This window comes from Curtobacterium sp. MCBA15_008, assembly GCF_001865065.1.
GTDB lineage: Bacteria > Actinomycetota > Actinomycetes > Actinomycetales > Microbacteriaceae > Curtobacterium.
This window is the reverse complement of record NZ_MJGN01000014.1, coordinates 1-23,037: the sequence shown is the minus strand read 5'-3', so window position 1 is coordinate 23,037 and position 23,037 is coordinate 1. Positions and strand designations below refer to the sequence as shown.

The 23,037-nt window shown below is 70.6% G+C and carries 20 protein-coding genes; 18 read left to right on the top strand and 2 right to left on the bottom strand.

Going from position 1 to position 23,037, the window contains the following annotated elements; translation table 11 throughout:
• Positions 1 to 279: 279 nt before the first annotated feature.
• The 4 genes from BIU96_RS07480 (at position 280) to BIU96_RS07465 (ending at position 4,842) form a co-directional block, all read left to right on the top strand.
• Positions 280 to 1,569, top strand: a complete 1,290-nt coding sequence (locus BIU96_RS07480; RefSeq protein ID WP_071292039.1) for a glycine betaine/L-proline ABC transporter ATP-binding protein — start codon at positions 280 to 282, stop codon at positions 1,567 to 1,569.
• Positions 1,566 to 2,507 (top strand): proline/glycine betaine ABC transporter permease, encoded by a 942-nt coding sequence (locus BIU96_RS07475; RefSeq protein WP_071291993.1) that lies wholly within the window; start codon positions 1,566 to 1,568, stop codon positions 2,505 to 2,507. The genes BIU96_RS07480 and BIU96_RS07475 overlap by 4 nt, the downstream gene beginning before the upstream one ends.
• Before the next feature lie 122 nt (positions 2,508 to 2,629).
• A complete protein-coding gene (locus BIU96_RS07470; RefSeq protein WP_071291992.1) occupies positions 2,630 to 3,547 on the top strand; it encodes a glycine betaine ABC transporter substrate-binding protein in 918 nt (305 codons plus the stop codon).
• Between the two features lie 125 nt (positions 3,548 to 3,672).
• Positions 3,673 to 4,842, top strand: coding sequence for a mechanosensitive ion channel family protein (locus tag BIU96_RS07465; RefSeq protein ID WP_071291991.1), 1,170 nt, complete (start codon positions 3,673 to 3,675; stop codon positions 4,840 to 4,842).
• 102 nt (positions 4,843 to 4,944) lie between these two features.
• Here BIU96_RS07465 and BIU96_RS07460 read toward each other — a convergent pair whose 3' ends face one another.
• Positions 4,945 to 5,136, bottom strand: coding sequence for a hypothetical protein (locus BIU96_RS07460; RefSeq protein ID WP_071291990.1), 192 nt, complete (start codon positions 5,134 to 5,136; stop codon positions 4,945 to 4,947).
• 93 nt (positions 5,137 to 5,229) lie between these two features.
• Between BIU96_RS07460 and BIU96_RS07455 the strand changes: the two genes are divergently transcribed.
• Complete coding sequence (locus BIU96_RS07455) at positions 5,230 to 6,381, top strand: SLC13 family permease (RefSeq protein ID WP_071291989.1); 1,152 nt, start codon at positions 5,230 to 5,232, stop codon at positions 6,379 to 6,381.
• A gap of 19 nt (positions 6,382 to 6,400) precedes the next feature.
• Here the strand turns inward: BIU96_RS07455 and BIU96_RS07450 are convergent, their stop codons facing one another.
• On the bottom strand, positions 6,401 to 7,372 hold the full coding sequence (locus BIU96_RS07450) for a magnesium transporter CorA family protein (protein WP_071291988.1): 972 nt from the start codon (positions 7,370 to 7,372) through the stop codon (positions 6,401 to 6,403).
• A gap of 185 nt (positions 7,373 to 7,557) precedes the next feature.
• Here BIU96_RS07450 and otsA point away from each other — a divergent pair, with 185 nt between their 5' ends.
• The 13 genes from otsA (at position 7,558) to BIU96_RS07385 (ending at position 22,723) form a co-directional block, all read left to right on the top strand.
• Positions 7,558 to 9,150: an alpha,alpha-trehalose-phosphate synthase (UDP-forming) gene (gene otsA, locus BIU96_RS07445; protein ID WP_071291987.1), complete on the top strand. Its 1,593-nt coding sequence runs from the start codon at positions 7,558 to 7,560 to the stop codon at positions 9,148 to 9,150.
• Positions 9,143 to 9,925, top strand: a complete 783-nt coding sequence (gene otsB / locus BIU96_RS07440; protein WP_071291986.1) for a trehalose-phosphatase — start codon at positions 9,143 to 9,145, stop codon at positions 9,923 to 9,925. The genes otsA and otsB overlap by 8 nt, the downstream gene beginning before the upstream one ends.
• 479 nt (positions 9,926 to 10,404) lie before the next feature.
• The gene (ilvD, locus tag BIU96_RS07435) at positions 10,405 to 12,099 is read left to right on the top strand and encodes a dihydroxy-acid dehydratase (RefSeq protein WP_071291985.1); all 1,695 of its coding nucleotides are present in this window, start codon (positions 10,405 to 10,407) and stop codon (positions 12,097 to 12,099) included.
• A gap of 46 nt (positions 12,100 to 12,145) precedes the next feature.
• Positions 12,146 to 13,969, top strand: coding sequence for an acetolactate synthase large subunit (locus tag BIU96_RS07430; RefSeq protein WP_071291984.1), 1,824 nt, complete (start codon positions 12,146 to 12,148; stop codon positions 13,967 to 13,969).
• Positions 13,966 to 14,466, top strand: coding sequence for an acetolactate synthase small subunit (gene ilvN, locus BIU96_RS07425; RefSeq protein WP_071291983.1), 501 nt, complete (start codon positions 13,966 to 13,968; stop codon positions 14,464 to 14,466). The genes BIU96_RS07430 and ilvN overlap by 4 nt, the downstream gene beginning before the upstream one ends.
• Before the next feature lie 114 nt (positions 14,467 to 14,580).
• The gene (gene ilvC, locus BIU96_RS07420; protein ID WP_071291982.1) at positions 14,581 to 15,606 is read left to right on the top strand and encodes a ketol-acid reductoisomerase; all 1,026 of its coding nucleotides are present in this window, start codon (positions 14,581 to 14,583) and stop codon (positions 15,604 to 15,606) included.
• A 243-nt stretch (positions 15,607 to 15,849) separates the two neighbouring features.
• A complete protein-coding gene (locus tag BIU96_RS07415; RefSeq protein ID WP_071291981.1) occupies positions 15,850 to 17,040 on the top strand; it encodes a mannitol-1-phosphate 5-dehydrogenase in 1,191 nt (396 codons plus the stop codon).
• 85 nt (positions 17,041 to 17,125) lie between these two features.
• Positions 17,126 to 17,563, top strand: a complete 438-nt coding sequence (locus BIU96_RS07410; protein ID WP_071291980.1) for a hypothetical protein — start codon at positions 17,126 to 17,128, stop codon at positions 17,561 to 17,563.
• A complete protein-coding gene (locus BIU96_RS07405; RefSeq protein WP_071291979.1) occupies positions 17,563 to 17,955 on the top strand; it encodes a hypothetical protein in 393 nt (130 codons plus the stop codon). Before BIU96_RS07410 ends, BIU96_RS07405 begins: the two co-directional genes overlap by 1 nt.
• A 144-nt stretch (positions 17,956 to 18,099) precedes the next feature.
• A complete protein-coding gene (serA, locus tag BIU96_RS07400; protein WP_071291978.1) occupies positions 18,100 to 19,689 on the top strand; it encodes a phosphoglycerate dehydrogenase in 1,590 nt (529 codons plus the stop codon).
• Between the two features lie 11 nt (positions 19,690 to 19,700).
• The gene (locus BIU96_RS07395) at positions 19,701 to 20,768 is read left to right on the top strand and encodes a 3-isopropylmalate dehydrogenase (RefSeq protein WP_071291977.1); all 1,068 of its coding nucleotides are present in this window, start codon (positions 19,701 to 19,703) and stop codon (positions 20,766 to 20,768) included.
• Positions 20,769 to 20,783: 15 nt separating this feature from the next.
• Entirely contained in the window at positions 20,784 to 21,923 is a 1,140-nt protein-coding gene (locus BIU96_RS07390; protein WP_071291976.1) for a branched-chain amino acid aminotransferase, read from the top strand.
• A 29-nt stretch (positions 21,924 to 21,952) separates the two neighbouring features.
• Positions 21,953 to 22,723, top strand: a complete 771-nt coding sequence (locus BIU96_RS07385) for a fumarylacetoacetate hydrolase family protein (RefSeq protein WP_071291975.1) — start codon at positions 21,953 to 21,955, stop codon at positions 22,721 to 22,723.
• The last annotated feature ends 314 nt before the right edge of the window (positions 22,724 to 23,037 follow it).

Genomic DNA, 23,037 nt, shown 5'->3' with positions numbered 1-23,037 from the left:
CAGCGCTCGAGGTGACCGTACGGTCGGCCGGACCGGGGTCGTCCCGAGTACGACCCCCGCGTGCGTGATCGCTCGCCCTGCGCCTGACCGGTGAAGCAGAACCGGTGCGCGGGCTCGATGCGGTGCCGCCGAACACGGTGCCGGACGACCCGTCCGCAACCACACCGCGATCGCCGTGCGCCTCCCCGCGCCACGGTCGCGCGAGGAGCACCGTTGACCATCGCACCACCCCAGGACCGGCGTGCCAGCACGCCGGACGACCCGAACGGCGCGCCGGCCGTGCGCGTCCACGGCGCCTACAAGGTGTTCGGCCGCCGCCCCGGCGAGGCGGTCCGCCGTCTGGCTGCCGGCGCATCCCGTGACGAGGTCCGCGACCTCGGTTCCGCCGCCGTCATCGACGCGTCCTTCGACGTGCGTCCCGGCGAGATCTTCGTCGTCATGGGCCTCTCCGGCTCCGGCAAGTCCACGCTCATCCGGATGCTGAACGGGCTGCTCGAGCCGACCGCCGGCACCGTCGAGATCGGCGGTCGGACCGTCACGAAGGCGCCGCCGAAGGAGGTCCGCGAGATCCGGCGCACGAGCGTCTCGATGGTGTTCCAGCACTTCGCGCTCCTGCCGCACCGCACCGTGCTCGAGAACGTCGCCTACGGCCTCGAGGTGAAGGGCGTCGACAAGACCACCCGCCTCGCGAAGGCCCGCGAGGTCATCGACCTCGTCGGCCTCGACGTCTGGGCGGACGCCAAGCCGGACGAGCTCTCCGGCGGCATGCAGCAGCGTGTCGGCATCGCCCGTGCGCTCGCCGCCGAGACCGACGTGCTGCTCATGGACGAGGCGTTCAGCGCGCTCGACCCGCTCATCCGCCGCGAGATGCAGGAGCAGCTCGTCGACCTGCAGCAGCGGCTCGGCAAGACGATCGTCTTCATCACCCACGACCTCAACGAGGCGATGTTCCTGGGGGACCGGATCGCCGTGATGCGCGACGGCCGGATCGTCCAGATCGGGTCGCCGGAGGACATCCTCACCGACCCGGCGAACGACTACGTCGCCCAGTTCGTGCAGGACGTCGACCGGGCCCGCGTGCTCACCGCCGCGAGCGTCATGGAGCCCGCTCGGGCCGTGGTGCCGCTGACGGTCGGCCCGCGCGGTGCACTCCGCACGATGCGCGACCTGCAGACCGCCGCCGTGTTCGTCACGGGTCGCGGCCGGAAGCTCGAGGGCTGGGTGCGCGACCGGCACGTGATGCGGCAGGTGAAGGCCGGGGACACGAACCTCGACGCCATCGTGAACACCGAGTACGCCCGTGTCGCCCCGGACACGGCGCTCACCGACCTGTTCGAGCTCGCCGTCGAGTCGCCGCTGCCGATCGCCGTCGTGGACGACGAGGAGCGCCTGCTCGGGGTCATCCCGCGTGTGACGCTCCTGGCGGCACTCGGCAACGTGCCGACCTCGACGATGCCGATCCCGGTGCTCGAGCCGGTCACCCGCATCTCCGACTCCGACCTCGACGCGACGCTCGCGACGACCGACCAGACGCTCGCGACGACCGACCAGAACGGAGCAGACGCATGAGCGACCTCTTCGGATTCCGACTCCCGCTCGGCGACGCCGTCGACGCGATCGTCGACTGGATCACCACCGCCCTCGGCGGCCTCTTCGACGTCATCGCGGCGATCTTCACGTTCTTCTACGAGTGGATCGAGTACTTCACCACCGTCCCGCCGTTCTGGGCGGTGATGGTGGTCCTCGGTGCGATCGCGTTCTGGGCCAAGGGCTGGAAGCTCGCCGTCGGGACCCTCGTCGGGCTCGCGCTCGTCGTGTCGATCGGCATGTGGACGTCCGCGATGCAGTCGCTCGCGCTCGTGCTCGTCGCCGCCGGCATCGCCGTCGTGCTGAGCGTCCCGCTCGGCATCTGGGCAGCGCGCTCGGACGCGGCGAGCCGGGTCATCAAGCCCGTGCTCGACTTCATGCAGACGACGCCCGCCTTCGTCTACCTGATCCCCGCGCTCATCCTCTTCGGGATCGGCGCCGTCCCCGGCATCATCGCGACGATCGTGTTCGCCATCGCCCCCGGCGTCCGACTGACCGAGCTGGGCATCCGCGGGGTCAGCAGCGAGGTCGTCGAGGCCGGTGCCGCGTTCGGTTCCAGCCCCTGGCGGATCCTGCGCCAGATCCAGCTCCCGCTCGCCCGACCGAGCATCATGGCCGGGATCAACCAAGTCATCATGCTCTCCCTGTCGATGGTGGTCATCGCCGGCATGGTCGGCGCCGGCGGGCTCGGCGGACAGATCGTGAACGCCCTGAACCGCATCGACGTCGGCCTCGGTGCCGAAGCCGGCATCTCGGTCGTCATGCTCGCGATCATCCTCGACCGGGTCACCGCCGCCTTCGGTGCCGAGCGCCCGGAGCGGCGTCGTCCGGCGAAGCGCCCCGTCCCGTCGGCGAGCGAACGCGACACGACGGAGCCCGAGGCGGTCCGCGACGAGCAGCCCGTGCCGGCGACCGTCTGACGGACGCGCCTGCCCGACGCCCACCCCAGCACGCCCCCCCCGACCGCACGACGGCAGCACGTCGTGACGACGACGAGCGGCACCGGCTTGCCCGGTCCGCGCGTCGAACCAGGAAGGAACCCATGAAGAACCGCACGAAGACCCTGTCCGCCCTCGGCCTCGGAGCCGTCGCCGCCCTCGCCCTCAGCGCCTGCTCGCCCCCCGGGACGAGCAGCGCCTCCGGCACCGTCGAGAACGGCGACCAGAAGTCGATGAAGATGGTCGTCTTCAACGGCTGGGACGAGGACACCGCGGCCAGCGAGCTGTGGAAGTACGTGCTCGAGCAGAAGGGCTACGACGTCGAGCTCGACTACGCCGACCCCGCGCCGGCGTACCAGGGCCTCGCACAGGGCGACTACGACGCCGTGCTCGACACCTGGCTGCCGAACACCCACAAGCAGTACATGGACAAGTACGGCGAGACGCTCGAGGACCTCGGCGCGTGGAACGACCAGGCGTCGCTCGAGCTCACGGTGAACGCCGACGCGCCGATCGACTCCCTCGCCGACCTCGCCGCGCACAAGGACGACTTCGGCGGCCGGATCGTCGGCATCGAGCCGGGCGCCGGCGAGACCGCGCTGGTGAAGGACAAGGTCATGAAGGCCTACGGGCTGGAGGACTGGGACCTGGTGACGAGTTCGACGCCGGCCATGCTCTCCGAGCTGAAGAAGTCCGAGAAGGACGGCAGTGACATCGTCGTGACGCTCTGGCGTCCGCACTGGGCGTACAACGCCTTCGACGTGAAGGACCTCGAGGACCCGAAGGGCGCGCTCGGCAAGAACGAGAGCATCCACACCATCGTGAACGAGGACTTCGGTGACGACTTCCCGCAGGCGCAGAAGTGGCTGCAGTCGTTCGAGATGGACTCCGACACGCTCTACTCGTTGGAGGACGCCCTCGTGAACAGCGGGGCCGACCAGTCCGAGTACCAGTCGATCGTGAAGAAGTGGGTCGGCGAGCACGAGGACTACGTGGACTCCCTCACGTCGTCGAAGGAGTAGCGCTCCCTGCCTGGAGGCGCGGTGCCGGTCCGGCACCGCGCCTCCTGTCGTCCGCCCGGTCGCGTCCGACGTCCGACCGGTCGCCTCCCTGAACGACGTCCGTCGTCGGTTGCTTCGATGGAGGGATGGACATCCTCCTCCGACTCCTCGTGGCGATCGGCTTCGCGCTCCTCGTCACCGCCGTCGCCGCCGTCGTCCTGCACCTGGTGTTCCGCGCGGTCGCCCGGCGGAAGCGCTGGGCCGCCGTGCTCTCCCGGCGCACGAAGCACCCTGCCCGGACCATGCTCCTGGTCGCCCTCGTGTGGGCGGCGTTCTCGACGAGCGTCCCGCGCGACGCCGTCGCGTACCCGTGGCGCGACGAGGTCTCGCACACCTTCCTCATCGTGACGATCGGCGTCGGCACGTGGCTGGCGTGCGAGATCGCGATCTTCCTGGAGAGCCTCGGCCTGCACCGCTACCGCGTCGACGTGCCGGACAACCGTGTCGCCCGACGGATCCGGACGCAGGTCCTCGTGCTCCGCCGGTTGACCGTCGCCGTGCTCGTGATCATCGGCGTCGGCGCGATCCTGCTGACCTTCCCCGGGGTCGAGGCGGCGGGCGCGAGCGTCCTGGCGTCGGCGGGGCTCATCTCGGTCATCGCCGGTCTCGCGGCGCAGTCCACGCTCGGCAACGTCTTCGCGGGCATGCAGCTCGCCTTCTCGGGGTCGATCCGGGTGGACGACGTCGTGGTGGTCGAGCAGCAGTGGGGGCGCATCGAGGAGATCACCCTCACCTACGTCGTCGTGCACCTCTGGGACGACCGCCGCTTCGTGCTCCCGTCGACGTACTTCACGAGCACGCCGTTCGAGAACTGGACGCGGACCAACAGCGAACTGCTCGGCGCCGTCGAGTTCGACCTCGACTGGCGGGTCCGGCCGGGGGAGATGCGCGCCGAACTCGAGCGCATCCTCGAGCGCACCGAGCTGTGGGACCGCCGCGTGCAGGTCCTGCAGGTGACGGACGCCGTGCAGGGGTTCGTGCACGTCCGGGTGCTCGTCACCGCCCACGACGCCCCGTCGCTCTTCGACCTGCGCTGCTACGTCCGCGAGGAGCTCGTCGCCTGGATCCAGCGCACCCACCCGGACGCGCAGCCGGTGCAGCGCGTGCTCATGGTCGACGCCGCGGCCGAGCCGCGGTCCTCGCGGCGCGCCGCGTCGACGGCGTCCGCCTCGGCGCTGTTCAGCCCCGACCAGCAGGACGGCGCGCTCTTCACCGGGCCGATCCAGACCTCCGACATCCCGCGGTCGGAACGCTGAGCGCACGGAGCCTGGCCCCGTGACGCACTGGAGGCACGGGGCGAACCCGCCACGTGCCTCCAGTGCGTCACCCGGTCGCGTCCACGACCGCTGCGCTGCTCCCTAGGGCTGCCGCGCCTTCACGGCGCGGTCGTCCTCGACGACCGTGCCGATCGCGACGATGGTCGTCGCGAGCCACGCCACCCACGTCAGCGCCAGGCGCCAGTCGCGGGGGCCCTGCCGCGTCGTCTGCACCACGCTGTAGCCACTGATGATCGAGCTCCACACGGCACCGTTGAACATGAACTTCCGCACGGGTTCCTCCTGTCGTCGTCCCGTCCACGCTACCGGCCAGTACATTGGAGCGCCGCCGGTCGCCCTGCCGGTGCACGTCCCGAGGAGCCGCCGTTGCGTCAGGCCGTCATCGGGGGAGCCCTGCTCGTGGTCGGCGCGGTCTGCGTCGCCCTCGGCCTGCTGCCCCTGTCCGACCTCGCCACCCTCGCCGACCGGGTCGTCCCGGTGCTGGCGTTCGTCCTCGGACTCACGATCGTCGCCGAGCTGGCGGCCGACGCCGGGGTGTTCGACCGGCTCGCCGACCTCGCGGCCCGGGTCGGGGGCGGTCGCACGATCGGGCTCTGGGGCGCGGTCGTCGTGCTCGCCGTCGTGTGCACCGTCTTCCTGTCGATCGACACGACCGCGGTGCTGCTCACGCCGATCGTCATCACGCTCGCCCGCCGCGTCGGCCTGCCACCGATGCCGTTCGCGCTGACGACGGTGTGGCTCGCCAACACGGCGTCCCTGCTGCTGCCGGTGTCGAACCTGACGAACCTGCTCGCCGTCGACCGGATCGGGCTCGACGGTCCGATCCCGTTCGCCGGGCTCATGGTGTGGGCGGCGCTCGCCGGGGTGGTCGTTCCCTGCGCGGTCCTCCTCGTGGTGTTCCGCGGCAAGCTCTTCGGTCGCTACACGCCGGTCTCCGTGCGCCAGGCGACCGACCCCGTGTTCTTCTGGTCGGCGTCCGGGGTGCTCGTCGCCCTCGTCGTCGCCCTCACCGCCGGCGTCACCGTGTGGATCGCCGCGATCGCTGCGGCCGTGCTGCTCGTCGCGGTCGCGGCGTTCCGAGCCCCGTCGGAGCTCAAGCCGTCACGGGTGCCGTGGTCGACGCTCGTGTTCGCGGCCGGGTTGTTCGTCGTGGTCGAGACCCTGCACACCACCGGGCTCACCGACCCGATCGTGCAGGCGGTGTCCGGCGGGACGGGGACCGGGGCGCTGCTCGCCCTCGGTGGGGCCGGCGCGCTGGCCGCGAACGCGATCGACAACCTGCCCGCCTACCTGGTGCTCGAGCCGGCCGCGGGACACGAAGCGCTGCGCTACGCGGCGCTCCTCGTCGGGGTGAACGCGGGGTGCCTCATCACGCCGTGGGCCTCCCTGGCGACGCTGCTCTGGCACGCACGGCTCTCGGCCGAGGGCGTGCACCTGTCGTGGGGGAAGTACATGGCGCTCGGCTGCGTGGTCGCGCCGCTGACCGTCGTGGCGGGCGTGCTGGCGCTCCGCCTGTAGCGGTCCGCCGGGGCGTTCGCTAGAGCCAGTCCTTCGCCTTGAACACCCGGTAGAGCACGAGCGACGACGCCACGATGAGCGCCAGCGACGCGAACAGCCCGCCCCACTGCCCCTCGCCCGGGAACGTCACGTTCTGACCGAAGAACCCCGTGATGGCGGTCGGGATCGCGATGATCGCCGCCCAGCTCGTCACCTTCTTCATCACCGTGTTCTGGCGGTTCGACGCGAGGTTGAGGTTCGTGTCCAGCACGCTCGACACCGCGTCCCGCAGCTGGTCGACCGAGTCGGCGATCGACTGCAGGTGGTCCTCGACGTCGCGGAAGTACGGACGGATGCCGTCGGAGATCGTCTCGGCGTCCCCGTGCAGGAGCGACGCGACGCTGTCGCGGGTGGGGACGACCTGGCGGCGGAGGACCCCGAGCGCCTTCCGGAGCCGGAACGACCGGCGCTGGATCTGCTGTTCGCGGGGGTCGCCGTGCTCGAACAGGTCGTCCTCGAGCTCGTCGATCCGGCGCTCGATGTCCTCGACGGTGCCGGTGGCGTGGTCGGTGACGGCGTCGAGCAGCCCCCACACGAGCCACGGCACCCCGTGGTCGGCGATGTCGGCGTTCGCGTCGAGCCGTCGTCCGATCGCAGCGGTGTCGACGTCGGCGCCGTGGATCGTGACGAGCGCCTGCCGTGTGACGAACGCCTTCACCTCGTGGGTGACGAGCTCCCCGTCGGCGTCGAGCCCGTCGACGTCGTAGACGACCAGGAAGAGGCTGTCGCGGTACCGGTCGAGCTTCGGCCGCTGCCCGCGTTCGACGGCGTCCTCGACGGCGAGCGCGTGGATGCCGAGCTCCTCCTCGACCTGTTCGAGGTCGGCGGCGCGGGGGTCGGTGTAGTCGACCCAGACGAAGGTGTCGTCGGCCCCGATGAGGTCCGAGACCCGCTCGACCGGGAAGTCCCGTTCCGCCGCCGTCCCGTTCCGCCACGCACGTGTCACGACCATGCCGACGAGCCTAGTGAGCGGGCGGCGGCGCCCACGGCACCGGTCGTCCCGGGGCACCGAGGCTGTCCGGATCGTCAGCGAACGGCGGCAACCCGCCGAACCACCGTGAATCCGCTGTCGGTGCGCTGGTAACTTACGGCTGGACCCGGTGCACGAGCCGGGCGGAACGGAGACCCCACCACCCCATGGCATCACCGCGCACCGAACAGACCCGGTACTCCTTCGTCGTCGCCTCCAACCGCCTGCCGGTGGACCGCGTCGTCGACGAGGACGGCAACGAGGGCTGGCGGCACTCGCCCGGTGGCCTGGTGACCGCGCTCGAGCCGGTGATGCGCGCGAACGACGGAGCCTGGGTCGGCTGGGTCGGGCAGCCCGACGTCGAGGTCGCGCCGTTCGACAACGAGGGCATCCACATCGTCCCGGTCCCGCTCAGCGCGTCCGACGTCGAGGACTACTACGAGGGCTTCAGCAACGACACGCTCTGGCCGCTCTACCACGACGTCATCGAGCACCCGAGCTACCACCGCGACTGGTGGAACGCGTACCAGCAGGTGAACGAGCGCTTCGCCGACCAGATCGCCGAGATCGTCGAGCAGGACGGCATCGTCTGGGTGCAGGACTACCAGCTGCAGCTCGTGCCGGCGCTGCTGCGGGAGCGCCGCCCCGACCTCACCATCGGGTTCTTCAACCACATCCCGTTCCCGCCCGTCGGCATCTACGCGCAGCTGCCGTGGCGCGCGCAGATCCTCGACGGGCTGCTCGGGGCCGACGTCATCGGCTTCCAGCGCCACGACGACGCGAGCGACTTCCTCCGCGCCGTCCGGCACATCAAGGGCTACACGACCAAGGGCTCGACGATCGACGTCCCGGTCGACGACCCGGCCGCGCCGCGCAGCCGCAAGGGCATCACGGTGCGCCACGTCGAGGCGCGGCACTTCCCGATCTCGATCGACGCCGCCGGCTTCGAGGAGATCGCCCACCGGCCCGAGGTGCAGGAACGCGCCCGCGAGATCCGGGCGAGCCTCGGCAACCCGAAGACCGTGCTGCTCGGCGTCGACCGGCTCGACTACACGAAGGGCATCCGGCACCGCATCAAGGCGTTCGGCGAGCTCGTCGAGGACGGCCGCATCGCGGTGGAGGACGCCACGCTCGTCCAGGTCGCCAGCCCGAGCCGTGAGCGCGTCGACACCTACGCGACGCTCCGCGACGAGATCGAGCTCACCGTCGGGCGCATCAACGGCGACCTCGGCGTGATCGGGCACCAGCCGATCGCGTACCTGCACCACGGCTACCCGCGCGAGGAGATGGTGGCGCTCTACCTCGCCGCCGACATCATGCTCGTCACCGCGCTGCGCGACGGCATGAACCTCGTCGCGAAGGAGTACGTGGCTGCCCGGTTCGACAACGACGGCGTCCTGATCCTCTCCGAGTTCGCCGGTGCCGCCGACGAACTGAAGCAGGCCGTGATCGTCAACCCGCACGACATCGGGGCCCTCAAGGACTCGATCCAGCGCGCCATCGAGATGCCCCGCCGCGAGCGGTCCACCCGGATGCGTGCCCTCCGCAAGCGGGTCCGCGAGAACGACGTGGCCCGCTGGTCGCGGTCCTTCCTCGAGGCGCTCGACCGGCACGCGCCGCGCGACGCCCAGATCGACCCGAACGCGACGGAGCCGACGGACCGGCACCGGGACGCGCAGACCGACAACATGTCCATCTTCGACGAGGACGCCCAGACCGCGCGTGCCGCCGAGGACACCCGGGAGGCACGTGATGCGTGACGAGACCACCGCGACGACCGACCTGACGGCGGCCCTCGAGACGCTCGCGGCTGCGCCGCGACTGATCGTCGCCCTCGACTTCGACGGCACCCTGGCGCCGTTCGCCGACGACCCGTCCGAGGTCGGGGCGCTGCCCGGGTCGTGGGCGGCCGTGCTCACCCTGCAGCGTGCGAAGGACACCGAGGTCGTGCTCGTCTCCGGTCGTCCGCTCGGCAGCCTCGCGGCGGTGACGCACGCGCCAGCCGAGATGGCCCTGGTGGGCTCGCACGGCGTCGAGTGGCGGGTCGACGGGCACGACGAGGCGGCGCTCACGGACGACGAGGTCGCCCGTGTCGCACGCATCGGAGCAGCCCTCGACGAAGTCGGCACGCGGTTCCCGGGCGTCGTCATCGAGCACAAGCCCGCCGGGCACGGCGTGCACACCCGCCGGGTCAGCGCCGAGGTCGCCGCCGAGGCGAACGCCGCGGCGAGCCGAGCGGCGCACGACGCCGACGCGGACGTCCTCGAGCGCGGCGGCAAGGACATCCTCGAGTTCGCGGTCCGGCACGTCACGAAGGGCGACGCGATCGCCCGCCTGCGCGACCTGCGCGGTGCCGACGCGGTGTTCTTCGCCGGCGACGACGTCACCGACGAGGACGGCTTCCGCGTCCTCGGCGACGGGGACGTCGGCGTGAAGGTGGGGGAGGGCGACACGCTCGCCCGCTACCGCATCGCCGACCCGGCGGCGCTGACCGACGTCCTGAAGCAGCTCGCCCGCCTGCGCGCGACGCGCTGACCAGCGCCCCACGCGCCTCCAGGCCTGCCCGTCCCTTCCGCAGAACGCAACCTCGGCGGAGCCGACACCGTGCGGACGAAGCGCGCACGCGCCGCCCCGGGCGAGTTGCACCCCCGCACGCGCGTCGCACCCGCGCACACCGGGGCGCAACGTCCGCACGCAGGTGCAATCGGGGGCACCGCGCTCGGCCACGTCCGCAGCGCGCTGTGCCGTGCCGTGCCGTGCCGTACCGTGCGCGCCGGTCGCGCGTGCCGGTCGCCCGCGCCAGCCCCGGGCGAGTTGCACCCCCGCACGCACGTCGCACCCGCGCACACCGGGGTGCAACGTCCGCACGGGGGTGCAATCGAGGCGGGGCACCGCGCTCGGCCACGTCCGGAGCGCGCCGTACCCGCGCGTGTCTCGCGCGTTCAGACGAGCCGACACCATGCGGACGCATGATGTTGTCCGGTTGGTATCCCAACTGCGCCTAGACTCGCCCCATGCCTGATATCGACGTCAAGCCGCGCAGCCGGGTCGTCACCGACGGGATCGAAGCGACCACCTCGCGTGGCATGCTCCGGGCCGTCGGCATGGGGGACGAGGACTGGGAGAAGCCGCAGATCGGCATCGCCTCGTCCTGGAACGAGATCACCCCTTGCAACCTCTCCCTCGACCGCCTCGCGCAGGGGGCGAAGGAGGGCGTGCACTCCGGCGGCGGGTACCCGCTCCAGTTCGGCACCATCTCCGTCTCCGACGGCATCTCGATGGGCCACGAGGGCATGCACTTCTCCCTCGTCTCGCGCGAGGTCATCGCGGACAGCGTCGAGACCGTCGTCAGCGCCGAGCGCCTGGACGGCACCGTCCTGCTCGCCGGCTGCGACAAGTCGCTCCCCGGCATGCTCATGGCCGCCGCGCGCCTCGACCTCGCGAGCGTCTTCCTCTACGCGGGCTCGGTCATGCCGGGCTACGTCAAGCAGGCCGACGGCTCCTTCAAGGAGGTCACGATCATCGACTCCTTCGAGGGAGTCGGTGCGTGCAAGGCCGGCACGATGAGCGAAGAAGAGCTCAAGAAGATCGAGTGCGCGATCGTCCCGGGCGAGGGCGCCTGCGGCGGGATGTACACCGCGAACACGATGGCGTCCGTCGCCGAGGCGCTCGGCATGTCCCTGCCGGGCAGCGCCGCGCCGCCCAGCGCCGACCGTCGTCGCGACTACTACGCGCACCGCTCCGGCGAGGCCGTCGTGAACATGCTCCGCAAGGGCATCACCGCGCGCCAGATCCTCACGAAGGAAGCGTTCGAGAACGCCATCGCCGTCGCGATGGCACTCGGAGGCTCCACCAACGTCGTCCTCCACCTGCTGGCGATCGCGCACGAGGCCGAGGTCGAGCTCTCCCTCGACGACTTCAACCGCATCGGCTCGAAGGTCCCGCACCTCGCCGACATGAAGCCCTTCGGCAAGTACGTCATGGTCGACGTGGACCGCAACGGCGGCATCCCGGTGATCATGAAGGCGCTGCTCGACGCCGGGCTGCTGCACGGCGACGTCATGACCGTGACGGGCAAGACCCTCGCCGAGAACCTCGCCGAGATCGACCCGCCGGAGCTCGACGGCGAGGTCTTCCGGAAGCTCGACAACCCGATCCACGCCAACGGCGGCCTGACCATCCTGCAGGGGTCGTTCGCACCCGAGGGCGCCGTGGTGAAGACCGCGGGCTTCGACGCCGAGGTGTTCGAGGGCCCGGCGCGCGTGTTCGACCGCGAGCGTGCCGCGATGGACGCCCTCACCGAGGGAAGGATCCAGAAGGGCGACGTCGTCGTCATCCGCTACGAGGGCCCGAAGGGCGGCCCCGGCATGCGGGAGATGCTCGCCATCACCGCCGCCATCAAGGGCGCGGGCCTCGGCAAGGATGTACTACTGTTGACGGACGGACGATTCTCAGGCGGCACAACCGGCCTGTGCATCGGCCACATCGCACCGGAAGCGGTGGACGCAGGTCCAGTCGCATTCGTGCGCGATGGCGACCGCATCCGTGTCGACATCGCGGCTCGCACGCTCGACCTACTGGTCGACGACGCCGAGCTGGCGGCCCGCCGAGAAGGCTGGGCCCCGCTGCCCCCGCGCTACACCCGCGGAGTCCTCGCGAAGTTCGCGAAGCTCGTCCAGTCCGCCGCCAAGGGCGCGGTCACGGGCTAGCGTCGACACACGCACCATCGCCACCTCTCCAGGCAAGGACCCCCTCATGCCCACGGAAGCAACTCCGCTGTCCGCGGCCGCCGGCGCACGCCGGACGCCGGAGATCCTGACCGGCTCGGGAGCCGTCCTCCGGACGCTCGAGCACCTCGGGATCACCGACGTCTTCGGCCTGCCGGGCGGCGCGATCATCCCCTTCTACGACGAGCTCATGGCGTCGGAGACCATCCGGCACATCCTGGTCCGGCACGAGCAGGGCGCCGGGCACGCCGCCGAGGGCTACGCGTCCTCGTCCGGCAAGGTCGGCGTCGCCATCGCCACGTCCGGCCCCGGCGCGACGAACCTCGTCACCGCCATCGCCGACGCCTACATGGACTCGGTGCCCTTCATCGCGATCACCGGGCAGGTGTTCTCGACCCTGATGGGCACGGACGCCTTCCAGGAAGCGGACATCGTCGGCATCACGATGCCGATCACGAAGCACTCGTTCCTGGTCACCGACCCGGCCGACGTCCCCGCGACGCTCGCCGCCGCGTACCAGATCGCGACGACCGGCCGCCCCGGCCCCGTGCTCGTCGACATCACGAAGGACGCCCAGCAGAAGTCGGCGCCGTACGTGTGGCCGCCGAAGATCGACCTGCCGGGCTACCGCCCCGTGACGAAGGCGCACGGCAAGCAGATCGCCGCAGCCGCACAGCTGCTGTCGGAGTCGGAGCGCCCGGTGCTCTACGTCGGCGGAGGCGTGATCCGCTCCCGTGCGACCGCCGAGCTCCTCCGGTTCGCCGAGGCCACCGGCGCCCCGGTCGTCACGACCCTGATGGCACGCGGCGCCTTCCCCGACTCGCACCCGCAGCACCTGGGCATGCCCGGCATGCACGGCACCGTCCCCGCGGTGCTCGGGCTGCAGGACAGCGACCTCATCATCGCGCTCGGCGCCCGCTTCGACGACCGCGTGACCGGCAAGGCCGACGAGTTCGCGCCGAACGCCAAGGTCGTGCACGTCGACATCGACCCGGCCGAGATCTCGAAGATCCGCTTCGCCGACGTCCCGATCGTGGGCGATGCGCGCGAGGTGCTGAAGGACCTGCTCGACGCCTGGGGCGGCATCGCCGTCGAGGACCGTGCGTCGACCGCCGAGTGGTGGGCGAAGCTCGAGCAGCTCAAGATCGACTTCCCGCTCGGGTACGCCGAGCCGACCGACGGGCTCCTCGCCCCGCAGGCGATCATCAAGCGCATCGGCGAGCTCACCGGGCCCGAGGGCGTCTTCGCCTCCGGGGTCGGCCAGCACCAGATGTGGTCCGCGCAGTTCATCAAGTACGAGCGGCCGAACGCCTGGCTCAACTCCGGCGGTGCCGGCACGATGGGCTACTCGGTGCCGGCGGCGATGGGCGCGAAGGTCGCCCAGCCCGACCGCGTGGTCTGGGCGATCGACGGCGACGGCTGCTTCCAGATGACCAACCAGGAACTCGCGACCTGCGTCATCAACGACATCCCGATCAAGGTCGCGATCATCAACAACTCGTCGCTCGGCATGGTGCGGCAGTGGCAGACGCTGTTCTACGACGGCCGCCACTCCTTCACCGACCTGCAGACGGGCCACGGCACCCGCAGGGTCCCGGACTTCGTGAAGCTCGCCGACGCGTACGGTGCCCTCGGCATCCGCGTCGAGAAGGCGGACGAGGTCGACGCCGCGATCCAGCTCGCCCTCGAGACGAACGACCGACCCGTGGTGATCGACTTCGTCGTGAGCCGCGACTCGATGGTCTGGCCGATGGTCCCGCAGGGCGTCAGCAACTCGTCCATCGAGTACGCCCAGGCCCTCGCGCCCACCTGGGACGACGAGGACGCCGACATGACGGGGGAAACCGCATGAGCCACGTCCTCTCCCTCCTCGTCGAGGACAAGCCGGGTCTGCTGACCCGTGTCGCGGGCCTCTTCGCCCGCCGCGGGTTCAACATCGAGTCCCTCGCCGTGGGCAACACCGAGGTGGCGGGCCTGTCCCGCATCACGGTGGTCGTCGACGTCGAGGACCTGCCGCTGGAACAGGTGACGAAGCAGCTCAACAAGCTCGTCAACGTCATCAAGATCGTCGAGCTGGACTTCTCGCAGTCCGTCCAGCGCGAGCACATGCTCGTGAAGGTGCGTGTCGACAACCAGACGCGCTCGGCGGTCCTCGAAGCGGTGAACCTCTTCCGTGCCCAGGTCGTCGACGTGGCGACCGACTCGCTCATCGTCGAGGTGACCGGCGACCCCGGCAAGATCCAGGCGATCCTCCGCGTGCTCGAGCCCTACGGCATCAAGGAGCTCGCCCGTGCGGGGCTCCTCGGCATGGGCCGCGGACCGAAGAGCATCACCGACCGGGTGCGCTGACCGCGCCCCGAGACGGACTGGAGGCGCGGGTCGCCACCCGCACCGCGCCTCCCGTCCGTCGCCACCAGACTCAGCAACGAACGCTTCCGAACCGACCACAGGAGAACCACCACCGTGACTGACATCGTGTACGACGCAGACGCCGACCTGACGCTCATCCAGGGCAAGAAGGTCGCCGTCATCGGGTACGGCTCGCAGGGCCACGCCCACGCCCTCAACCTCCGCGACTCCGGCGTCGAGGTCAAGATCGGCCTGCAGGAGGGCTCGAAGAGCCGGCAGAAGGCGGAAGAGGCCGGCTTCGAGGTCCTCACCCCGGCCGAGGTCACGAAGTGGGCGGACGTCGTCGTCATCCTCGCGCCGGACCAGGTCCAGCGCATCGTCTACAAGGACAACATCGAGCCGAACCTCAAGCCGGGCGCGACGCTCGTCTTCGGCCACGGCTTCAACATCCGCTACGGCTACATCCAGGCCCCCGAGGGCGTCGACGTCTCGCTCGTCGCGCCGAAGGGCCCCGGCCACACCGTGCGTCGCGAGTACGAGGCCGGCCGCGGCGTGCCCGTGATCGTGGCCGTCGAGGTCGACGCGTCCGGTTCCGCCTGGGACCTCGCGTGGTCCTACTCGAAGGCGATCGGCGGTCTCCGCTCCGGCGGCATCAAGACCACGTTCACCGAGGAGACCGAGACCGACCTGTTCGGCGAGCAGGCCGTCCTCTGCGGTGGCACGTCGCAGCTCATCCAGTACGGCTTCGAGACCCTGGTCGAGGCGGGCTACCAGCCGCAGATCGCCTACTTCGAGGTCCTGCACGAGCTCAAGCTCATCGTCGACCTCATCTGGGAGGGTGGCCTCACCAAGCAGCGCTGGTCGATCTCCGACACCGCCGAGTTCGGTGACTACGTCTCCGGCCCGCGTGTGATCTCGCCCGAGGTCAAGGAGAACATGAAGGCCGTCCTCGCGGACATCCAGGACGGCACCTTCGCGAAGCGCTTCATCGAGGACCAGGACGCCGGCGCCCCCGAGTTCAAGGCCCTGCGTGCCAAGGGCGAGGGCCACCCGATCGAGGCCACCGGCCGCGAGCTGCGTGCGCTCTTCGCGTGGAAGTCGAACGACGCCGACTACGTGGACGGTTCCGCGGCGCGGTAGTCTTCCGACACCACTCGACTCCGAGGCGGCGGCGCACCCGTACCGTCCCTCGACCCCGAGGCGGCGGTGCTCCGGCGCCGCCGCCTCGCGATGTGACCCGAACGTTATGCAGCAGCTCTCCTCCAGCCACGACGCCGCGATCCGGCGTCCCCGTGGCGTGCGCGCGGCCCTCGCGCGCCCGTCGTCGACCGCCCCGGCCGAGGCCGGTCGAGAACCCACCGATCGGCATGGGAGGATCGTCGGATGTCGGTGACGAAGCGAGCGGTCCACATCGGCGCCGGCAAGATCGGGCGCGGGTTCGTGGGTCAGTTCCTGGTCGCGAGCGGCTACGAGCTCACCTTCGTCGACGTCGACGACCGTGTCGTCTCGGCCCTCAACGAAGCCGGCCGGTTCGTGGTGCACGAGGTCGGCGAGATGCCGGTCGAGCACCTCGTCTACGGGTTCCGCGCGCTGAGCAGCAAGACCGACCGCGAGCACGTCATCCGCGCGATCGCCGAGGCCGACGTGGTGACCACCGCCGTCGGCGCCCGCACCCTGCCGCTCGTGGCACCGATCATCGCCGAGGGGCTCGCGGCTCGCCCGCTCGACCGCGGCGACGTCACGATCGTCGCCTGCGAGAACGCCTTCAACGCCACCGACTCGCTGCACGCCAGCATCCGCCGCGCCCCCATCCTCGAGGACCGCGACATCGCCGCCGTCTTCGCGAACTGCGCCATCGACCGCATCGTGCCGGACCAGTCCGGCGTGCTCGGGCAGTCCGGCGGCCTCGACGTCGTGCTCGAGCCCTTCTACGAGTGGGTCATCGAGCGCACGCCGTTCGCCGGTTCCGGGTCGGAGCCGCCGGAGATCGACGGCGTGACCTGGGTCGACGACCTCCAGCCCTTCGTGGAGCGCAAGCTCTACACCGTGAACACCGCCCACGCGACGGCCGCCTACCACGGCTACGTCCGGGGCATCCGCCTCATCCGTGAGGCCCTCGAGGACGAGGCCGTGCGCGCCGAGGTCGACGGGGTCCTCGCCGAGACGACGGCCCTCCTCGTCGCGAAGCACGGGTTCGACCCCGAGGAGCACGCGCGCTACGTCGCCGCGAACCTCTCCCGCATCGCGAACCCGCACCTGCCGGACACCACCGTCCGGGTGGGGCGCAACCCGCTCCGGAAGCTCGGTCGCCGCGAGCGCTTCGTCGGTCCCGCGGCCCAGCTCGCCGAGCGCGGGCTCCCCGTCGACCACCTGCTCGGTGCCGTCCGGGTCGCCCTCGACTTCGACGACGAGAACGACCCCGAGTCCATCGAGCTGCACGCGCTCCTCCGCTCCGGTGCCACCGCACACGCGCTCACCGAGATCCTCACCGGACTCATGGAGAGCCACCCGCTGTTCCCGGCGGTGCGCGACGTCGTCGCCGAGGTGCTCGAGACGCAGCCCGCCGACGCCTGACCCGGACCGTCGGGCACGGTCGCTCCAGGGCCGTCCCAGGCGACGCATGGTCTCGTCGGCAGCGCGTCCCTCGTAGAATCGGTGCATGACCACGGCAGCATCCCCGCCCGACGGCTCGGTCGACCACGACGACGACGCCCTCAGCTGGGGCGACGCCGACGACGCGACCCACGTCGACGCGGCGCACAACCCGGTCACGGTCAAGGACCGCGGCACCCGCGACCCCGAGGCGCCCGAGACCTCCGGCGCCCTCGTCGGCTTCGGGGTGTTCGGTGGCCTGTACCTGCTCTACACGGTTGCCTGGTTGCTCACCGCCTCGACCTCGTACGTCTCGAACGTCGACACCGTCCTCACGGTCTTCGTCGAGGTCCTGCGCTTCCTGTCGATCGTCGCGCCGGCGCTCTGGTTCACGGTCGTCCTCTGGGCGTGCCGCGGCCGCCGGACCCGCACACGGCTCCTGTGGATGCTCCTCGGCGCCGTCGTCCTGTTCCCGTGGCCGTTCCTCATGACGCGGAGCTTCTGATGACCGCCGCGACACCGACGGTCCGCCGTCCCGCCGCTCCGCTCCTCGGTCGCATCGTGGTCTGGGCCGTCTTCGCGGTGCTGTTCGCCTACATGACCGTGCAGAGCGTCGGCAACCTCGTCACGATCTCCGGGTCCGTCCGCGAGTTCAACGCGTTCCTCGACACGACGTCCGGTGGCGACTCGCTCCGGACGAGCACCCCCTGGGTCTGGCTCGTGCTCGACATCGCGATCGCGCCGGTCGCCTTCCTCGTCGGCCTCTGGCTGACCCGCCGGGCCAGCCTCGCGATCACCGTCGCGGTCTTCGTCGTCGCGTTCGCCGCGGCGGGTGCGCTGTGGCTGGACCTCCAGCTGTTCGTGCCGAGCCTGCTGGACTTCGGACGCACCTCCTGACGGACAGGAGGCGCGTGGCGGGCCCGCCACGCGCCTCCCGTCCGTCACCCGCTCCTCCACAGGGCCGTCCCATCGGTCGTAACCATCCGCCCACGTCGGTAGGGTGGTGGGATACCGCCCGTCTCGTGTGAGGAAACTGCAGCTGTGCCGAAGCCGGTCGTCCTGATCGCCGAAGAACTCTCGCCCGCCACAGTCGACGCCCTCGGGCCCGACTTCGAGATCCGGAACGTGGACGGTACCGACCGCGCCGCACTCCTGGCCTCCCTCGCCGATGCGCACGCCGTCCTGGTGCGCTCCGCCACCAAGGTCGACGCCGAGGCGATCGCCGCGGCTCCGAACCTCAAGGTCGTCGCCCGTGCGGGTGTCGGCCTCGACAACGTCGACATCAAGGCGGCCACCACGGCCGGCGTGATGGTGGTCAACGCTCCGACGTCGAACATCATCTCCGCCGCCGAGCTCACCGTCGGCCACATCCTGTCGCTCGCGCGCCACATCCCGGCCGCGCACGCCTCGCTCGCCGCGGGCACCTGGAAGCGCTCCGCCTACACCGGCGTCGAGCTCTACGAGAAGACCGTCGGCATCATCGGCCTCGGCCGCATCGGCGCGCTCATCACGCAGCGGCTGCAGGCCTTCGGCGTCCAGGTGATCGCGTACGACCCGTACGTCACCACGGCGCGCGCACAGCAGCTCGGGGTGGAGCTCGTCTCGCTCGACGACCTGCTCAAGCGCTCCGACTTCATCACGATCCACATGCCGAAGACGCCGGAGACGGTGGGCATGCTCTCGGACGACCAGTTCGCGCTCATGAAGCCGACCGCGTTCGTCGTGAACGTCGCCCGTGGTGGGCTGATCGACGAGGACGCCCTGCACCGCGCCCTCACGGCGAACACGATCGCCGGCGCCGGCCTCGACGTCTTCGTGTCGGAGCCGCCGAAGGACTCGCCCCTCGTCTCCCTGCCGAACGTCGTCGTCACGCCGCACCTCGGCGCCTCGACGGACGAAGCACAAGAGAAGGCGGGCGTCTCGGTCGCCAAGTCGGTGCGCCTGGCGCTCGGCGGCGAACTCGTGCCCGACGCCGTGAACGTCGCCGGAGGGGTCATCGACCCGTACGTCCGTCCGGGCATCCCGCTCGTCGAGAAGCTCGGGCAGGTCTTCACCGGCCTCGCCACGTCGCCGGTCACCAGCATCGACGTCGAGGTGCACGGCGAGCTCGCCGCGTACGACGTCAGCGTGCTCAAGCTCGCGGCGCTCAAGGGCGTCTTCACCGACGTCGTGAGCGACCAGGTGTCCTACGTCAACGCCCCGCTCATCGCGGAGCAGCGCGGGGTCACAGTGCGGCTCATCACCGATGCGGACAGCTCCGAGTACCGCAACGTGCTGACGATCCGCGGTGCCCAGTCGGACGGGCCGGCGATCAGCGTCTCCGGCACGCTCACCGGCCCGAAGCAGGTCGCCAAGCTCGTCGAGATCAACGGCCACGACGTCGAGGTCGCCCTCGCCGAGCACCACGTGGTGATGGAGTACACGGACCGTCCGGGCATCGTCGCGGTGTACGGCAAGGAGTTCGGCGACGCCGGCATCAACATCGCCGCGATGCAGATCTCGCGCGAAGCCGCCGGTGGCCAGGCGCTCAGCGTCCTGACCGTCGACTCGCCGGTCCCCGCCGAGATCCTCGAGCACGTTCGGTCCACGATCGACGCGGCGTCGCTCCGCGAGATCGACATCACGCTGTAGGGAGCCCCCGCATGACGCAGACGCTCAAGCTCGCGGTCATCCGCGGGGACGGCATCGGCCCCGAGGTGGTGGACGAGGCCCTCAAGGTGCTGCACGCCGTCACCCCGGACGACCTCGTCATCGAGGAGACGCCGTTCTCGCTGGGGGCCGCCCGGTTCCTCGAGACCGGCGACATCCTCACCGAGGACGACATGTCCGCGATCGCCGGCCACGACGCGATCCTGCTCGGCGCCGTCGGCGGCGACCCGCGCGACCCCCGGCTCGCCGGCGGGATCATCGAGCGCGGGCTGCTGCTGAAGCTCCGGTTCGCGTTCGACCACTACGTCAACCTCCGCCCGACGAAGGTGTACGACGCGGTGTCCACCCCGCTGGCCGATCCGGGAGCGGTCGACTTCGTGGTCGTGCGCGAGGGGACCGAGGGGCCGTACGTCGGCAACGGCGGGGCGATCCGCACCGGTACCCCGCAGGAGATCGCGACCGAGGTCTCGCTCAACACGGCGTTCGGCATCGAGCGGGTCGTCCGGTACGCCTTCGACCTGGCGAGCCGGCGCCCCCGCAAGCACCTCACGCTCGTGCACAAGAGCAACGTCCTCGTGCACGCCGGGGCCCTCTGGCAGCGCACCGTCGCGGCGGTCGGCCAGGAGTACCCGGCCGTCACGGTGGACTACCAGCACGTGGACGCGGTCACGATCCACATGGTGCAGCAGCCTGCTAGGTTCGACGTCATCGTCACGGACAACCTCTTCGGCGACATCATCACCGACCTGGCCGGCGCGATCAGCGGCGGCATCGGTCTGGCGGCCTCGGGCAACATCAACCCGGACGGCACCTTCCCCAGCATGTTCGAGCCGGTCCACGGCTCCGCGCCGGACATCGCGGGTCAGCAGAAGGCCGACCCCACGGCCGCCGTCCTCTCCGTCGCGCTGCTCCTCGACCACATCGGTCGCAGCGACCTCGCGTCGGCGGTGACGCGGGCCGTCGAGGCCGACCTCGCCGACCGGGGCACCACGCAGCGTCGCACGGCCGAGATCGGCGACGCCATCGCCGCCGCGGCCTCGGCACGCACCACCACCGCCTGACAGGAGCCACCCCCCATGAGCAGCGAAACAGCGAGCAGCGAAACAGCGAGCAGCGACGCCGCGTTCGGACTCGAGTTCGCCACCACCCCGTCCCCGGAGCGCCGCGCGGCGGCCGAGCGCGAGGAGATCCTCGCCGACCCGGGCTTCGGCAAGCACTTCACGGACCACATGGCCACCGTGCAGTGGACGCTCGACGGCGGGTGGCACGACGCCTCCATCCACCCGTACGGGCCGCTCTCGCTCGACCCGAGCGCGAGCGTCCTGCACTACGCCCAGGAGATCTTCGAGGGATTGAAGGCGTACCGGCACACCGACGGCGCGGTCTGGTCCTTCCGGCCCGAGGCCAACGCGCGACGCTTCCAGCGGTCCGCGCGTCGGCTGGCACTGCCGGAACTGCCGGTCGAGACCTTCGTCGAGTCGATCCGGCGGCTCGTGCGGACCGACGTCGACTGGGTGCCCTCCGCACCGGAGACCAGTCTGTACCTCCGGCCGTTCATGATCGCGACCGAGTCGTTCCTCGGCGTTCGCGCAGCGCAGGCGGTCGCGTACCACTGCATCGCGAGCCCGGCCGGGGCGTACTTCACGTCCGGGCCGAAGCCGGTGTCGATCTGGTTGTCGACCGAGTACGCCCGCGCGGGCAAGGGCGGGACGGGTGCCGCGAAGACCGGAGGGAACTACGCGTCCTCGCTCCTGCCCCAGCAAGAGGCCTACGAGCACGGCTGCCAGCAGGTGATGTTCCTCGACTCGGTGGAGGGCAAGTACCTCGAGGAGCTCGGCGGGATGAACGTCGTGCTCGTCAAGGCCGACGGCACGCTCGTGACCCCGGATTCGGACTCCATCCTCGAGGGCATCACACGCGATTCGATCCTGCAGCTGGCCGAGGACCGCGGGCTGCGGGTCGAACGTCGCCGGGTCACCCTCGACGAGTGGCGTGACGGCGTGGCCGACGGTTCCATCACCGAGGCGTTCGCCTGCGGGACGGCCGCCGTCGTGACCCCGATCGCGGAACTCCGCGGCGAGGGCTTCACCATCGGTTCGCCGACCGTCGGCGCCGGCGAGCTGACGATGTCCTTGCGCAACGAACTGACCGACATCCAGTACGGCCGCCGTCCCGACCCGCACGGGTGGATGACGCGCCTGACCGATCCGGCTTGACACTCATCCGTCGTCGGTAGGCTCCAACGGTGAAGATCGCACGGTTCAGCAGCAAGGGTGAAGACCCGCGGTACGGCATCCTCGACGAGCGCGACCTGGTCGTGCTGGCGGGGGACCCGATGTACCAGGGGTTCGAGACCACGGGGGAGCGGGTGCCGCTCGCCGACGCGAAGCTCCTGGCGCCGGTGATCCCGCGGTCGAAGGTGATCGGCGTCGGGCTCAACTACGCCGAGCACGCTTCCGAGATGGACGAGCGGTCCGGGGACGACCCGGTGGTGTTCCTCAAGCCGAACACCTCGGTGATCGGCCCCGAGGACCCGATCCGTCTGCCGGCGGGCATCGGTCGCGTCGACCACGAGGGCGAGCTCGCCATCGTGATCGGCTCCCTCGCGAAGAACGTGACGCGGGAGGACTTCGCGAGCGTCATCCTCGGCTACACGATCGCGAACGACGTGACGGCCCGCGACCTGCAGGCCCGCGACGGGCAGTGGACCCGGGCGAAGGGCTTCGACACGTTCTGCCCGCTCGGCCCGGCGATCGAGACCGAGATCGACCCGTCGGACATCCGCATCGAGACCCGCGTGGACGGTGACCTGCGTCAGGTCGGCTCCACGAGCGAGATGGTGCACGACATCCCGTCCCTCATCGAGTTCATCTCGTCGATCTGGACGCTCCTCCCCGGGGACGTCATCCTGACCGGCACTCCGGCCGGCGTGGGGGAGATCCGTGACGGCGAGGTCGTCGAGGTGACGATCTCCGGACTCGGCACCCTGAAGAACCCGGTCATCGCTCGTCCCTGACCCGTCGGACCCCTGCCGGTCCGGAACGGCCCGCTCCCGCAACGGGGGCGGGCCGTTCCGCGTCCTGCTGCGGATCGCGCCGAGCGACACGCCCGGGAGGTGAGCCGGTTGGCAGGGCTCCCGGGCCGTGTGTAGAGTAATCACTCGTTGCCGCTAAGGCGGAGAACGGAACGGCCGAGACGGTCACCAGGGTGAAAGCCCCGGAGATGCAGTCCGGACGGGGTCCCGCTCGGCAACCAATCCCGATGATGTTCCACCCTCGTGGTGGCGGCGTCGGGATGAAGACGAAATGCTTCTCTGGCGGAACCTCTTTC

What these genes read in the sequence shown, in the direction of transcription:
- BIU96_RS07470 (WP_071291992.1), top strand. Translation starts at nt 2,630, where the DNA reads ATGAAGAACCGCACGAAGACCCTGTCCGCCCTCGGCCTCGGAGCCGTC.
- otsB (WP_071291986.1), top strand. Translation starts at nt 9,143, where the DNA reads ATGCGTGACGAGACCACCGCGACGACCGACCTGACGGCGGCCCTCGAG.
- BIU96_RS07415 (WP_071291981.1), top strand. Translation starts at nt 15,850, where the DNA reads ATGTCGGTGACGAAGCGAGCGGTCCACATCGGCGCCGGCAAGATCGGG.
- BIU96_RS07395 (WP_071291977.1), top strand. Translation starts at nt 19,701, where the DNA reads ATGACGCAGACGCTCAAGCTCGCGGTCATCCGCGGGGACGGCATCGGC.
- BIU96_RS07430 (WP_071291984.1), top strand. Translation starts at nt 12,146, where the DNA reads ATGCCCACGGAAGCAACTCCGCTGTCCGCGGCCGCCGGCGCACGCCGG.
- BIU96_RS07475 (WP_071291993.1), top strand. Translation starts at nt 1,566, where the DNA reads ATGAGCGACCTCTTCGGATTCCGACTCCCGCTCGGCGACGCCGTCGAC.
- BIU96_RS07450 (WP_071291988.1), bottom strand. Translation starts at nt 7,372, where the DNA reads ATGGTCGTGACACGTGCGTGGCGGAACGGGACGGCGGCGGAACGGGAC.
- BIU96_RS07465 (WP_071291991.1), top strand. Translation starts at nt 3,673, where the DNA reads ATGGACATCCTCCTCCGACTCCTCGTGGCGATCGGCTTCGCGCTCCTC.
- BIU96_RS07405 (WP_071291979.1), top strand. Translation starts at nt 17,563, where the DNA reads ATGACCGCCGCGACACCGACGGTCCGCCGTCCCGCCGCTCCGCTCCTC.
- otsA (WP_071291987.1), top strand. Translation starts at nt 7,558, where the DNA reads ATGGCATCACCGCGCACCGAACAGACCCGGTACTCCTTCGTCGTCGCC.
- ilvD (WP_071291985.1), top strand. Translation starts at nt 10,405, where the DNA reads ATGCCTGATATCGACGTCAAGCCGCGCAGCCGGGTCGTCACCGACGGG.
- BIU96_RS07390 (WP_071291976.1), top strand. Translation starts at nt 20,784, where the DNA reads ATGAGCAGCGAAACAGCGAGCAGCGAAACAGCGAGCAGCGACGCCGCG.
- BIU96_RS07410 (WP_071291980.1), top strand. Translation starts at nt 17,126, where the DNA reads ATGACCACGGCAGCATCCCCGCCCGACGGCTCGGTCGACCACGACGAC.
- ilvN (WP_071291983.1), top strand. Translation starts at nt 13,966, where the DNA reads ATGAGCCACGTCCTCTCCCTCCTCGTCGAGGACAAGCCGGGTCTGCTG.